This is a genomic window from Streptomyces populi, assembly GCF_002911015.1.
GTDB lineage: Bacteria > Actinomycetota > Actinomycetes > Streptomycetales > Streptomycetaceae > Streptomyces > Streptomyces populi.
The window spans coordinates 1-13,439 of the sequence record NZ_KZ626875.1; the positions used below are offsets into that span (position 1 = coordinate 1).

A 13,439-nucleotide genomic window follows, 5' to 3' on the forward strand; every position below is an offset into this window, starting at 1 on the left:
CGGTGACCTCAGAGAGGCACTGGGAGAGTACGAGACCGGTGAACTCCTGGCCCGACGAGCCGGCTGGCTGTACGGCGAGGCGAAATGCCTCCAGGGCAGGGGAGTGACCCTCAAGCTCCTGGGCGAGCCGCACAAGGCACCGCCCTTCTACCAGCGCACCCTCTCCATCTACCGAACCCTCGGCATGACCGGCGCCGAGAAGACGATGCTGCTCAACACGGCTTCCCTGTACGGCACCCTCGGACAGCTCGCCGAGGCCGAGGAGGCGATCGTCCGGGCGCTCGCGCTCACCGATGACGCGACAGGGGACCACATCCACGCCATGGCCCTTGTGAACTGGGCGCTGGTGCTACAGGAGCAGGCACGGTTCGACGAGGCGAAGCACGCTCTGCGCAGGTCCCTGCTCGCCTCGCGGGACTCGGGTTCGCTCTACGCGCAGGCGGTGACACTGGAGACGCTGGCGCGGGTCCGCAGCGACGCCGGGCAGGACGCCCGCGCGATCCGGGCCTACGAGGACGCCCTCCGTCTCTCCCGGCAGGTCGGCAACCGCAACTGCCAAGTGGACTCCCTCACCGGCCTCGCCTCGGTGAAACTGCGTACCGGACAGATCGACGAAGCGGCCGAACACCTCGAGACGGCCAAAGACATCGCCGAGGAGACGGGCCACCTCACCGGAGTCGTCGAAATCCTCTTCCTGCGCGGCGCCTTGAGCTGTGCGGCCGAGCGGTACGGCGACGCCCTGAACCACCTGGACAGATCCGCGGGCATGGCAGCGGAGGGCAACGTCCTCACGCTCCCGCGCATCCGTACGGTCGCCGCCGTGGCGCTGCTGGAGACGGGCTCACTCGGCGAAGCCGCGAACTCCGCGGACCAGGCCGCCGAATTCGCCCGACGATCAGGTCAACGACTGCTGTGCGCCAGGGCGTTGACGGCCAGGGCCGCCATCCACGAGGCAGCCGGTGACATCCGCCGCGCGCGGGCGGTACGGGACGAGGCCCAGGCCCTCTTCGCCGCCATAGGCACCCCGGTCCACTTCCGGACATCCGCGTTCTGGCGGACCGAACCGGGCGCGCGACCCGCAGGCCCGGTACGCCGCCGCCCCCGGCCGGAGCTGCCGGCCGACGCGGAATCCCGCTTCGAGACGTACTTGACCCGCCACTTCGACGACGTCACCACCGAACCGTCCGCCGGCTCATGATGCCAGGGCGTGCGGAGCCGGACGGCCGGTACGAATGCCGTCGTCCCTGCGCAGGATCCGCTCGTGCAGATCACGCAGGTCACGCCCGGGTTCGTCGCCGAGCCTGTCCACCAGCTCGGAGCGGATCCGATGGAAGCACCGCAGCGCCTCGTCCTGACGCCCGCTACGGTACAAGGCCAGCATCAGCAGGCCGGCGACCCTCTCGTCGAGGGAGTACTCGCGGGCCAGCTCGTGCAACTGGGGCAGGTAGTCGTCATGACGGTTCAACCGCAGCCCCGCTTCAGCGCTGTTCAGCACCACGGCTCGCCATTCATGGCGCAGCGTCACGCGTACCCCGTCCGCCCACCCCGTGCGGATGCCGGACAGCGGATCACCGTGCCACAAGGAGAGCGCCTCTTCGTACAGGCGCAGCGCCTGTACGTCCTCCTCCCGGGAGACGGCTTCCCTGGCCTGCCGGACGAGTGCACGAAAGCGGCAGGCGTCGACGGCCGCCGTGTCGATCACCAGGACGTACCCTCCCTGCCGCCGGATCACCTCACCCGCCTCCTCGCCGGTACCGAGGACACGGAGAGCTTTCCGCAGCCGGGTCACCAACGTGTAGAGCGCGTTGAGCGGGTGAGCCGGAGCCGCGTCCTGCCAGATCCGGTCGATGACGTTCTCGTCGGACACGAAGGTGTTGGGCGACGAGGCCAGCGCGGCCAGCAGGGCCCTGACCGCGGGAGAGGCCGAGACCCGGTTCCCGTGGTCGGTGCGCAGCTCGATGCAGCCGAGGAGTTGAACGTTCACGCCGATCCCCCGATGGTGTGTGTCGGTCATGTGCCCACTGTGCGGGAGCGGCGCTCGGATGCTGCATGGATCGTGCATGGCTGCCGGTGCGGGCGTGCGGCCCCGATGGCGTCCGGACCGGCCGTGCTCGTGGGCGCCGTAGCCGGCCCGGGCGCACACCTCGGCCAGGGCTTCGGCACCCGGCCTGCGGGTTTCGCCGGGCGGCGGGACGTGACGGCGGGCTACGGACGCCGGGGCCGGCAGTAGTCCGGCAGGGGGGTGGCGTTTTTCGCCTGAAGGCGGCGGTCCAGCCCGCCCATCGCATTCATGAGCGGGAGGCGGGCGAAGGCGTCGCGCACGAACCGGCCGCCCACGGTCCTGGGGATCATGATGCGGACGTTGGGCCCGATCTGCTGCCTCCTGTCGACCAGCGGCCGGTGGACGGTCTGGTAGCGGGGGAGGGCGGCCCGGTGGTCGCCGTTCGCGGCAGCCAGTTCACCGGCCAGGCGGTAGGCACCGACGAGCGCCAGTTCCGCGCCGGCGCCCGACGCGGGGGACGCGCACCAGGCGGCGTCCCCGACGAGCGCGACGCGGCCGTTGTGCCAGGACCCCATCCTGACCTGGCCCAGGGCGTCGAAGTAGAACTCCGGGTCGGCGAGAGCCGAGTCGAGAAGTTCCCGGGTCCGCCACGACCTGTCTTCGGCGAACCGCTCGCTGACCAGGCGCTTGTGCTCCGTGACGTCGTGGCGGTCGTATTCCAGCGGCGCGGAGCGGAACATGAAATAGGCCTTGGCCTGGGCGTGATTCCCGGAACGGTAGATCCCGGTCATGCGGCCCGGGGTGTTGAACATCGTCACCCAGCGGTCCTCGCCGAGGGAGGCGTCGGCGTCGGCGAAGGCGAAGTAGTGATCCTTGAAGCGGACGAACCGTTCCTCCGCTCCGAAGGCGAGCCGGCGGACGGTGGAGTGCATCCCGTCGGCGCCGACGACCAGGTGGAAGCGACGGCTGGGCGCCCGTTCGAAGGTGACGAGCACGCCGTCGTCGTCCTGCTCCAGGCGCTGGATGGAGTCGCCGAACAGGTACTCGGTGTCGGTCACCTGATCCAGCAGCGCGACCAGGTCGCCTCGCATGATTTCCACGGAGGCCGGGTCTTGTGTGCCGACCCGGGCGACGGCCCGGTCCGAGGAGTCGACGAACTTCATCCCCTGGATGTCGGTGGCCAGCTCACGGACCCGGGACATGATCCCCGTCCGCTCGGCGACCTCGACGGCCTGGGCGCGCACGTCCACCCCGTTGCCGCCGGTGCGCAGTGCCGGAGCCCGCTCGACCACCGTGGTCCGAAAGCCGTGCCGGGCCAGCCAGTGCGCCAGGGCCAGACCGGCGATGCTTGCCCCGGAGATCAGGATCCGCTCGTTCATGGACAGCCGTTCTCCCGCTAGACTAAGTGGAATAGGCGTTCCAGTAGATTATGTGGAAGGTGCGTTTCACTTGTCAATGTCCTCCGGAACCCCACGCCGGGCCGACGCCCTGCGCAACCGCCAACTCGCACTCGACGCGGCCACCGCACTGCTGGCCGAGCCCGGCACACCTCTCACGGTCGAGAACATCGCCAGGAGGGCCGGGCTGGGAGCGGCCACCGTCGTGCGCACGTTCGGCGGCAAGGACGCCCTGCTCGACGCGGCGGTCTCCGATCTGCTCGCCCCGGTCGTCCAACGGGCCCGCGACCTGCTCGCCGAGACCGCGCCCGGACAGGCCCTGGGCCTCTTCCTGGGCGAGCTGATCGCCTTCCAGGCCACGCACCACTCCGTCAGCGACCACGTGGAGGGGCTGAACATGCCCGCCACCGCCGCCCTGCGCGGTGACCTCGCCCGCGTGATGGAGGAGATGGTCGAACGAGCCCAGCGCGACGGCGCCGTCCGCACCGACATCGACCCCGCTGTGGCGACCGGCCTGATCGGCCGGACCGCCCTCGCGATCGCCCGCGCCCAGCCCCGCTCCCGGCAACTCGTCGACGCCTACCTCACCGTCCTGCTGCAAGGCCTCCGTCCGCCTGCCTGACGAAGCGGCCGGCGCCCGCTCCGGCCGTCGAAAGGACGGGTGTCAACCGAAGATCACGGTGGGTTCGCCGGTGTACCAGGTGTTGTCGATGCGAAGCCGGCGGATGACCCAGCGGTCGCCGTCGCGGACCAGGTCGACGTCGTAGGGGTTCTTCAGCAGCGCGTGTGTGGCGGGGTCGGCGACGAGCACGTGCTGGGCCTCCACCAGGGCGGTGAGCCGTGCGGTGTCGCCGTCGATCGTGATCCGCGTGTTGGTGATCTGGTGCGTGGTGTCCACCCGGCCGATGAACAGGGCCAAAATGGTGGTGACGATGGTGTCGCGCCCGGACATCAGCGGCGGCTCGGACCCCCACTTGGAGGCGGCCGGGCGGAAGTCCAGCTCGGCGTCGGCGGCGAAGGCCGAGGCGAACAGCCCCTCGTCCTTGAGGTCCTGGCCCAGGCCGAAGCGGTAGAGCGCATCGGTGATCTCCGCCCGGTCCCCGAGTTCCGCGACGACCGTGGTGGTGTCGTGCGCGGGGGTGGTCAGGGCGCGGTCGCGGGTGACGTACATGATGTTCTCCTGTACAGATGAGGTGGCCTTCCGACGCCTCTGATCCTGCTGCGGTCCTGACAGGGCATCAACGCGCACCTGCGCAACGGTCGTGAAGCCTCGATTAACGGTGGGAGGGTGCGGGGGATGCTGGAGCGGCACGAGCTGGAGGCGTTCCTGACGCTCGCCGAGGAGCTGCACTTCGGCCGCTCCGCCGAGCGGCTGCACGTCTCCACGGCACGGGTCAGCCAGATCATCGCCAAACTGGAGCGCCGCGTCGGCGTCCCGTTGTTCAACCGCACCAGCCGCCGGGTGGAGCTGTCCCCGGTGGGACGACGGCTGTACGAAGAGACGCGCCCCGCCTGGTCCCGGATCACCGACGCGTTCGAGCGGGCCGTCGACGCGGGACGGGGCCTGACCGGGCTGCTGCGGGTCGCCTTCACCGGGCCGGCGGCGGGCCAGCTGCTGGTCGGGGCCACGCGGGTGTTCCGCGACCGGCACCCCGACTGCGATGCCCGGATCAAAGAGGCGCATCTGCCGGAAGTCCTGCCGTGGCTGCGCAGCGGCGAGGTGGACATCGCGCTGACCTGCCATCCGATCCACGAGGAGGGCATCGTCATGGGGCCGGTCCTGGTGCGGGAGGCACGCATGCTCGCTGTGCCGACAGGGCATCCGTTCGCCCGCCGCGCGACCGTCTCCGTCGAGGATCTGGCTCGCGTGACCGTGCTGCAGATTCCCGAGACACTGCCGGAATCCCTGCGTGAGGACCGCGCCCCGCGCCGGACTCCCTCCGGGAGGCCGATCGCACTCGGACCGTCGGCCATGACGTTCAACGAGACGCTGACACTCGTGGGCGCCGGGGAGGGGGTCTTCACCGTCGGTGCCCACACGAGGCGCTACTTCGCCCGCCCCGACGTCGTCTATGTCCCCTTCGAGGATGCCGCGTCAGTGGACTGGGGCCTGGTATGGCCCGCGGACGGTGCGACAGCCCGCATTCGTGCCTTCAGCGAGGCGGCACTCGACCTGGCGCAGGCACCCGCGTCGAACGCCTGACCGTCACCGACGGCCCGGACGCCGTCCGGGCAGAGCGCGCGAGCACCGGACCGGCGACCCGCAGCCCAGCACTCCCGGCGAAGCCGACCACGCTTCATGCTCGCAGAGATGAGTGGTTCCGAGAGATCACGGCCCTCCGCCGGGGGCGCGGCCGGCTGAAGGCGGTCGGCGCTCACCCGCAGCCGCCTGCCCCGTTGAGCGTGGCTTCGTCCATCACCGCCTCCGGCTTTCTCCACGGGATCGGGCTCCGGCGGTTGTCCACCTGGAGGACAGGCAACTGATCCGCTGCGGAGCCGGTGTTCACGAGGACCGGCAGTACCGGTGCTCACGAGAACCGGCAGCACCGGTCGTCCCGTCTCGCCGAAGTCTGCTCACGCCTCACTCGAAGTTGAGCGAATACCCCTGCCCACTTGAGTACTCGTACTCAAGTGGAGGCGGTGGCTTGATCGGAGACTTGGCGCATGAGACGAACCCCGGCCCCGACCAGCACGGCCACCCGCTCCCCGCGCCGCCTGCGGCCCGTGCTCGCGATGACGGCTCTCGCCGCACTGACGCTCACCGCCTGCGGCACCGAGAAGGCAGCCGTCGGCGGACCGCGGAGCAACCCCGCTGACACCGCCGGGGACCGGTCCGGCGAGGCCTTCGCGAAGATGCTGAGCGAGGTCGCGCAGCAGTGTCCCCCGAGTGCTCCGCCCGAGGCGCCGCCGACCGGTCCGGCGCGGACGCTGCCGTCCGGGGCGACACCGCCGAGCGACGCGATCGAGCCGATCGCCCCCACGGCCGGGCCGGAGGTGGAGCTGAACGCTCGCGACTGGTGCGCGAGCAACCTCCATGAAGAGCGCGTCACCCAGGCGCTGTGGGATCTGGAGGATCCCACCCCGGCCAAGGTCAGGGCGGCCCTGAACGGCCTCGGCTACATCGACGAGCGCATCCACGGCCTCGAGCGGTCCGGTACGGCCACGCGGTTCTTCCTCGACCTGCGCGAGCGGGGCGGGCGGCTCTGCCTGGACGGCTCGGCAGCCGGCGAGGAGACCGTCGTCGACAAGTGCGTGGCCCCCGCGACCGGACCGTTCAAGGCCGGCGAACGGAAAGTATGAAGTCCGGCTTCCGTCTCCTGGGCGGCGTTGACAGGAGACGTCGGTGCCGTCGCTTCTCGTGGACAGACTGATCTCGTGGACAGACTGAGCGCGTGTCAGCGTGCCGGCGAAGAGGCGGTGTTCCGGCCCTGCGCAATTCAGCGTGCGTGGGGCACCGGGTGACGCCTGCCTCGCCGGGCGCCGCCCCGGACGCCCCCGGTGCGTGCGGCTGCCATGACGAGGGCGGAAACAGAGTGCTGCGACATCGCTCTCCTGTTACGCTCGCATGCATGATCACGCTTTCGCCTCAGCACCGGATGATGCCCCGTCGACGGGGCTGCTGAGAACGGACGCGTACCGCATCCGAGGCCCCGGGACGGGGCCTCGATCGTTGTGCGACCAGGCCTCGCTACCCGGTAGGAGGACCGATGACCGCACCACGCCGCTACATCACCACGACCATTCCGTACGTCAACGCCCGCCCACACCTGGGCTTCGCCCTGGAGCTCGTCCAGGCCGACACGCTGGCCCGGCACCACCGCCGACGGGGCGAGCGGGTCCGGCTGCTCAGCGGAACCGACGACAACTCCCTGAAGAACGTCCTGGCCGCCGAAGCAGCCGGCGTCGACGTGCAGTCGTTCGTCGACCGCAACGCCGACGCGTTCGCCGCGTTGCGCGGTCCGCTGGCACTCTCGTTCGACGACTTCATCCGCACCAGCAGCGACCCGCGTCACCGCGTCGGAGTCGAACGACTGTGGCGCCGGTGCGCCGCGTCCGGCGACCTCTATCGCAAAGAGTACGAAGGGCTGTACTGCGTCGGCTGCGAGCAGTTCTACACACCCGACGAACTCGTCGACGGACGGTGCGGCGAGCACGGCACCGAACCGCAGCTCGTCGCGGAAGAGAACTGGTTCTTCCGGCTGTCCCGCTACGCCGACCGCCTCCACCGACTGATCTCGAGCGGCGACCTGCGCATCGAGCCCGCCGCCCGCCGCAACGAAGTCCTCGCCCTCGTCGAACGCGGCCTGCACGACTTCTCCGTCTCCCGCTCCCACAGCCGCGCCCGCGGCTGGGGCATTCCGGTACCGGACGACCCGAGCCAGGTCGTCTATGTGTGGTGGGACGCCCTCGGCAACTACGTCACCAGCCTCGGATACGGCACCGGTGACAGCACCTACGACCGGTGGTGGGAAGCCGGCGAGCGCCGCGTCCACCTGGTCGGCAAGGGAGTGGTGCGCTTCCACGCCGTGTACTGGCCGGCCATGCTGCTGTCGGCCGGCCTCCCGCTGCCCACCGACATCCTGGTCCACGACTACCTCACCGTGGACGGCCGCAAGATCAGCAAGTCCGCCGGGACCACCGTCGACCCGGCTGCGCTGGCCGCGACACACGGCACCGACGCGGTGCGCTGGTGGCTCCTGCGCGATGTGCCCCGGATCGGGGACGCGGACTTCACACCCGACCGGCTGACCACGCGCGCGGATGCGGATTTCGCCGGAGGGCTGGGCAACCTCGTCCACCGCATCGTGACCATGGTTCACCGCTTTCGCGGCGGAATCGTCCCCGCCTCTGCGCCGATACATTCCGGGGAACTGGCGCTGGTGGACATCTGCCGGCAGGTGCCTGGCCTCGTCGACGCCGCCCTGGCCGACTTCGACTTCCGGCGTGCCCTCCACGCCGTCTGGGAGATCGTGGAGGAGGCCAACCGGTGTATTGACGCGACCCGGCCCTGGGAGCTGGCCCGGGAAGAGCGGAAGGGCGACGGTGAAGCGGCGAGGCAGCTCGACATCGTCCTCGGCACGCTGGTCACGGCGTGCCGCGTGCTGGCCGATGAACTGAGCCCGTTCGTCCCGGATGCCGCCGCGCGGATCGCCGGACAGCTGACACCGGACGAGGGACTTCTGCCCGCGGCACAGCCGCTGTTCCCTCGCCTTCGCGAGGACGCACAGCCGGTCCGAGCGGGTGTTTCGAGTACCTGAGAAGTGCGGGACGAGGCAACTGCGGGGTACTCGGGGGGAGAGCGCGGGGGACGGCTGCGAGAGCCGTTGCCAGAGGCAGTCGGCAAGATCGTGGCCATGAATGTCGATCCTGACACTCCGCCACGGCCGCTCGATGCTGCCGCGGTGTTTCCCCAACTGGTCCCGCCGGCAAGCACGGTGACCCGGTTGCACCCCCGCCCCGGGGCACCGACGTGGTACGACAGCTCGATCGGCGGGCCACTGCTGTGACCCGCCGACGAACCATGGCCCCACTGCGAAGGCCCTCATGAAGTGGACGGAATCAACCCGGCCCTCGACAGGCCGTACGCAGTGGCGAGTCGAGCTCTCGAAGGCGCAACCGGCCTGGGGCCGGCCGGCGGTGAAGTGCTACTTCGTCGAAGGCGTGGGTTTGACGTGCGTGCTGGTCGACGGACGGTTCGGCCCTCAGGTGACCCACGAGGGGAACCGTCTGATCGGCCGTGTTCCGTCGGAGCTGTTCGACGACATGGAGTCGTACGCGATCCAGCACGACGTGGGACTCCGGTCCAGTCCGGGCGGAGACCTGTCCGTCGGCGCCTTCGATATCGAGCTGGGCGCACAACGTGCCGGCGACGCTGTGGTGACCTGGGCGCTCTTGTTCAACACGGGAGAGATCGCGGGTGCGTCCTGGGACATCGCCCCCGCAGAAGTCTGGCGCCACTGGTAGGGCGCCCGGCCCCGAGCACGGCTCGTAGGCGTCGTGGCCGTTCTCGTGGATGTCAGTGCTGCCCGGCATAGTGCCGCTCATGATCGACGACTTGGAAAGCATCGACTGGGCGTCCATGGGGCACGCATACGGGCCGGCCGGCGAGGTTCCACAGTGGCTGCGCGACATGACCTCGCCCGATCCAGAACTCCGGGACCAGGCGTTCAGCAGCTTCTACAGCGCGGCTCATCATCAGGGGGACGTGTATCCGTGCACGATGGCCAGCCTGCCGTTCCTGTTCGCCATGGCCGACGACCCCGCCACGCCCGACCGCGCATCGGTGGTCGCGCTGATGACCAGCATCGGGCGTGAAGCCGTCGAACGCGAGGATCCCGGCAGCACCCGCTTCGGCCCCGACGGTCAGGAGTCGACCGCTTGCGAGGACACCGCGGCACTGATGCGCGAACGGGGTGAGGCGTTCATCGGCTATGCCTCTGATGCCGACCCCGGGGTGCGCAGGGCCGCGATCAAGGGCCTGGGGCTGTTCCTGGACGATGCCGAGCGGGCGGTGGCAGCCCTTCGGGACCGGCTCGAGGCCGAGGGCGGAATCGTCGAGAGGCTGCTGGTGGTCCGGACGACGGCCGACCTGGCGTTGCGGCTCCCGGCAGCGCAGGCACCGGCGAGGGCGTGGTTCGACATCCTCGCCGACGACGTCGCGGGGGACGCCGATGTCCGTCTCGCGGCGCTCGTCCAACGGGCCCGCTGCGCTTCCGAGTCCATCGACGACACCACGGTGCCCACCGCGATCGGACTTCTCCGCCGGATCACCCGGCCGCCCCGGCCCGAGGAGAACGAGGAAGAGGAGCAGAGCCGGGGTTCGTCGGGTCCGTGTACGTGCACTGTCGAACCCGAACCCGAACCCGAGTCCGAATCCGAGTCCGAGTCCGACCCGGGTGTTCCTCCGTACGTCGCCGCCGCCTTCGACGACCTCGAACGCCACGGACGTGTCCACGCGCCCACCACGTTTTTGCTGGTGGACCTTCACGAAGCCCTGGGCGCAGACCTCCACGGCCGCACGGCCCTGCTCACCGAGCAACTGCGCAGCCCGGATGCCGCCACCCGGTACGACGCGATCGACATGGCACGCAGTCTGATCACTTCCTGGCGAGGTGATCACACTCACCTCGTGCGGCTCCTCGCGGACTGTCTGCTGCCGCGCGACTCCTACACGTCGGCGGCCGCGGCCGAGGTGCTCGGGTCCCTGGCCGGCCTTGCCGAACCGGCCAGGGAAGCCCTCGCCGCCTACGTCATCACCCACCGCACCGAACACGGACCCGATGTCTGGGCGAGCCCGCACCCCGCGCTGCGGCGCGCCCACCAGCAGGCCGTCCTGGCACTGGCCCGTCTCGGGGACGAGCGGGCCCTGCCCGGACTGCTGACCGCACTGGACACGGGCGTCGACGCCTGGCGCGCCGTGAACGCGGCCGGTCGCCTGCCTCAGGCCGCCGCGGAACTGACGCCCAGGCTCGTCCGCCGCCTTGCCGGCATCGACCACTCCCGGGAATGGCCCGATGTCGGTCCCACAGCTCTCGCGTCCGCTCTCGCCGCGCTCGGGGACCCGGCGGCAGTGCCCTCACTCACCGATGCCGTCCGTGCCGCTGTCCGGCACAAGCAGTGGCGCACCGTGGAGCCTCTCCTGAAAGCGCTCGGATCATTCGGCACCCGCGCCGCATCCGCCCTGGACGTCGTCCGTCTCCTCACCGACGCGGAAGACGTGGGAACCCGTACTGCCGCCACGAGCACCGTCTGGGAACTCGAACGTCGCCCTGAAAACGTCATGCCGTTGCTGGAACGGCTCCTCGACCACGGCCGGAACCTCGACGCGCTCGACCTCGCCGGCCGGATCGGCCCTCCCGCTGCGGCCGTACTGCCGCGCCTGCGGCAGATGCTGAACGAGCAGGTCGAGCGGAACACGCGGAACGAACAGAACGGTTCGGCCGTGCTGAACGACTCGTGGACCCTCGTCCGTGTCGCGTCGGCCCTGTGGGACGTAGGTGGAGACGGCGAGGCCGACGTCGTCGTGCCGGCGCTGCTGAAGGCATGGCAGGACAACGACTCCACCGCGTGCCATGCCGTCGCCTGCCTCGCCCGCATGGGCCCGGCCGCCCGCCCCGCCCTGCCCCGGATCCGGGCCGCACTCGCCCAGCCCCGCCGCGGCGGACACCCCTGGGGACGGGGAGTCGTCTCCGACCTGGAATTCCAGTACGCCTGCCGGACCGTCCTGACGCACCTGGAGGCCTCCCGAACCACCACCTGACCGGGGAAGGGCAGGCGCCACCGAGGAGCCGGCGCCCCGGAGCCGGGACGGCGTCGGCGCGGTTCGTGCGCTTGCGCCGGGCCGCGACCGATGCGGCGCCGCCGAGGGGCCGGCAGCGGCCTGACGCATAGCTCCGGGAGCCCTGCCGTGCGGGTCCGTACCCGGGGATGGGCGGTCGCCGCCGAGGAAGGCGGCGGCGTACCGCGCGTCTTCGTCCAGTGCTGAAGACCAGCGTCCCCGCGCGATAATCGACGTCGTACACCATGGGGGCTTCGGGTGGTGTCCACCGTCACCGGCAAGGAGTGCAGTGCACAGCTTCGAAACGTCCGACCAGCTCCCACCGTGCTCCCGATGCGGCGGGGAACTGCTCGTGAGCTGCATCGCACCGAGGAACGACACTGCCGGCCGGCCGATCCACCTTCAGCTGTGCAGCGCGTGCGACGGGGAGAAGCCGGCCGCCGGCGCTCTTCTGTTCTGGTTCGCCTCGGGCGGCGGACACGACACGGAGCGTGGCGAAGAAGGCGCACGCTGCCTGCTGGCGTGGACGAGAGAGGCGATGGCCGAGCACGGCTGGTACTGGCAGGGCGACAGTCCGGACGAGATCACTCCCCTTCCCGGCCTGGAGCACGACGAAGCGGCCGCCCGCAGCCTCATGAACCCGGGCGCCGTCGACGGATTCCCTGAGATCGACCAGATGCAGCGGCAACGCGACGTCCTGCTCAGCGAGTTGGCAATTGCCGAACCTGAGCGGCGCGCGCAGCTCCAGCGCCGTGTCCGCGAGCTGGGCGCCGACATCGCCGCAGCCCTTGCCGCGGCGGACCTCGCCTGAAGCCCCGCACACCACCGCACCCCACCCGGTGCCCGGCTCGCTGAGCCCGGAAGCCGAACGCTGTCTCCACGACCTCTTCGAGCGGCTGAAGGACGAAGACGGCGAGAGCGGCACCGACGACTGCTGAACCCGCCGGTCCGGACGGCACCGGTCCTGCGCCGTCGGCCTCGACGCGCCGTGGCGCCCAGGCTGTCGGGGTCGCTGCCTGCCGTAGCTCTCGTAGTGAACGGCATACGGCGAACCGACGTTTCCCCTGCCGCCCCGCGCCCATGCCGGACCGTACGACGACAAGAACCAAGAGTTGCCACGGGACGCCCGGGCCGAGGAAAGCCGGACCGGCGAGCCGGGCGTCGCCCGGTCGGTGGACGGCGGGTGCGGTGCGCAGGAATCCGCTTGGTCTTTATCTTCTGGAGTTCCTGAACTGGTGCGGGCAGAGTGGGCGGCATGACAGACAGTTCCGTCCCTGTGGCTGCGGACGCCGATGACCGCGAGGCGGTAGAGCACATTCTCGGTCGTCGCTTGAGCCGGATATGGCCGACGGGTGCACTGGCACCGGGTAGCCGGGTCACGGTCGTTCGCGCCCCGGACCGGCACGGCCCCTGGCAGGTCGAGTTCGCCGGAACGATCGATGCCATGGGTGCACCCGAACCCAACGACCACGCACAGGCACTCGATGGTGAGTTGCTGTACTGGGTCGTCTTCGACACGCCGCAGTACGACAGCGGCGGGGACGGTCCCTATCGCAAGGCCCAGATCTGGGGTCGCTACCTGAGGACCGAGGCTGGTCGGCGGACGGAACCTGGGACCGGATCCTGAAAGCTGTCCAGGTCTGCCGACGCGGCGGGCCGGCCGGACTGGAGCCAGGTCTCGCCGTCCCGTCCCGTCGCGTTCGAGTCGGCATGTGGCGGCTCTGTGAACTGCGGGGCTGTCAAGTAGTTTGAGAATGCTGTC

12 protein-coding genes are annotated in these 13,439 nt (G+C 70.3%); 9 read left to right on the forward strand and 3 right to left on the reverse strand.

The features are described 5' to 3' along the window. The coding region (locus tag CW362_RS19600) for a tetratricopeptide repeat protein (RefSeq protein WP_162684134.1) at nucleotides 1-1,198 on the forward strand (1,198 nt) is incomplete at its 5' end. On the opposite strand, the gene CW362_RS19605 is transcribed toward CW362_RS19600, so the two are convergent. Then, nucleotides 1,193-2,014 (reverse strand): AfsR/SARP family transcriptional regulator, encoded by an 822-nt coding sequence (locus tag CW362_RS19605; protein WP_240657879.1) that lies wholly within the window; start codon nucleotides 2,012-2,014, stop codon nucleotides 1,193-1,195. The genes CW362_RS19600 and CW362_RS19605 overlap by 6 nt on opposite strands. Nucleotides 2,015-2,205: 191 nt before the next feature. Continuing rightward, nucleotides 2,206-3,381, reverse strand: coding sequence for an FAD-dependent monooxygenase (locus tag CW362_RS19610; protein WP_103550810.1), 1,176 nt, complete (start codon nucleotides 3,379-3,381; stop codon nucleotides 2,206-2,208). 76 nt (nucleotides 3,382-3,457) lie between these two features. Here CW362_RS19610 and CW362_RS19615 point away from each other — a divergent pair, with 76 nt between their 5' ends. Then, entirely contained in the window at nucleotides 3,458-4,021 is a 564-nt protein-coding gene (locus CW362_RS19615; protein WP_162684135.1) for a TetR/AcrR family transcriptional regulator, read from the forward strand. Between the two features lie 42 nt (nucleotides 4,022-4,063). Here CW362_RS19615 and CW362_RS19620 read toward each other — a convergent pair whose 3' ends face one another. Further along, the gene (locus tag CW362_RS19620) at nucleotides 4,064-4,570 is read right to left on the reverse strand and encodes a nuclear transport factor 2 family protein (RefSeq protein ID WP_103550812.1); all 507 of its coding nucleotides are present in this window, start codon (nucleotides 4,568-4,570) and stop codon (nucleotides 4,064-4,066) included. Between the two features lie 126 nt (nucleotides 4,571-4,696). On the opposite strand from CW362_RS19620, the gene CW362_RS19625 reads away from it, so the two are divergent. The 7 genes from CW362_RS19625 to CW362_RS44595 all read left to right on the forward strand — a co-directional run bounded on the left by CW362_RS19625 (nucleotide 4,697) and on the right by CW362_RS44595 (nucleotide 13,304). Further along, nucleotides 4,697-5,602, forward strand: a complete 906-nt coding sequence (locus CW362_RS19625) for a LysR family transcriptional regulator (protein WP_103550813.1) — start codon at nucleotides 4,697-4,699, stop codon at nucleotides 5,600-5,602. 461 nt (nucleotides 5,603-6,063) lie between these two features. After that, complete coding sequence (locus tag CW362_RS44590; protein ID WP_240657881.1) at nucleotides 6,064-6,699, forward strand: hypothetical protein; 636 nt, start codon at nucleotides 6,064-6,066, stop codon at nucleotides 6,697-6,699. A 407-nt stretch (nucleotides 6,700-7,106) separates the two neighbouring features. Next, a complete protein-coding gene (gene metG, locus CW362_RS19635) occupies nucleotides 7,107-8,657 on the forward strand; it encodes a methionine--tRNA ligase (RefSeq protein ID WP_103550814.1) in 1,551 nt (516 codons plus the stop codon). 403 nt (nucleotides 8,658-9,060) lie between these two features. Next, nucleotides 9,061-9,363 (forward strand): hypothetical protein, encoded by a 303-nt coding sequence (locus CW362_RS19645; RefSeq protein ID WP_240657883.1) that lies wholly within the window; start codon nucleotides 9,061-9,063, stop codon nucleotides 9,361-9,363. A 79-nt stretch (nucleotides 9,364-9,442) separates the two neighbouring features. Beyond that, nucleotides 9,443-11,659 (forward strand): HEAT repeat domain-containing protein, encoded by a 2,217-nt coding sequence (locus tag CW362_RS19650; protein WP_103550817.1) that lies wholly within the window; start codon nucleotides 9,443-9,445, stop codon nucleotides 11,657-11,659. A gap of 307 nt (nucleotides 11,660-11,966) precedes the next feature. Then, nucleotides 11,967-12,488 carry a DUF6300 family protein gene (locus CW362_RS44075; RefSeq protein WP_276313682.1) on the forward strand — a complete coding sequence of 174 codons (522 nt, stop codon included), beginning with the start codon at nucleotides 11,967-11,969 and terminating at the stop codon, nucleotides 12,486-12,488. A gap of 633 nt (nucleotides 12,489-13,121) precedes the next feature. After that, on the forward strand, nucleotides 13,122-13,304 hold the full coding sequence (locus CW362_RS44595; RefSeq protein ID WP_240657885.1) for a hypothetical protein: 183 nt from the start codon (nucleotides 13,122-13,124) through the stop codon (nucleotides 13,302-13,304). The last annotated feature ends 135 nt before the right edge of the window (nucleotides 13,305-13,439 follow it).

Coding starts and splice junctions, on each gene's coding strand:
- CW362_RS19650 (WP_103550817.1), top strand. CDS start 9,443: ATGATCGACGACTTGGAAAGCATCGACTGGGCGTCCATGGGGCACGCA.
- CW362_RS44590 (WP_240657881.1), top strand. CDS start 6,064: ATGAGACGAACCCCGGCCCCGACCAGCACGGCCACCCGCTCCCCGCGC.
- CW362_RS19615 (WP_162684135.1), top strand. CDS start 3,458: ATGTCCTCCGGAACCCCACGCCGGGCCGACGCCCTGCGCAACCGCCAA.
- CW362_RS19620 (WP_103550812.1), bottom strand. CDS start 4,570: ATGTACGTCACCCGCGACCGCGCCCTGACCACCCCCGCGCACGACACC.
- CW362_RS19610 (WP_103550810.1), bottom strand. CDS start 3,381: ATGAACGAGCGGATCCTGATCTCCGGGGCAAGCATCGCCGGTCTGGCC.
- CW362_RS19625 (WP_103550813.1), top strand. CDS start 4,697: ATGCTGGAGCGGCACGAGCTGGAGGCGTTCCTGACGCTCGCCGAGGAG.
- CW362_RS19605 (WP_240657879.1), bottom strand. CDS start 2,014: ATGACCGACACACACCATCGGGGGATCGGCGTGAACGTTCAACTCCTC.
- metG (WP_103550814.1), top strand. CDS start 7,107: ATGACCGCACCACGCCGCTACATCACCACGACCATTCCGTACGTCAAC.
- CW362_RS44595 (WP_240657885.1), top strand. CDS start 13,122: ATGGGTGCACCCGAACCCAACGACCACGCACAGGCACTCGATGGTGAG.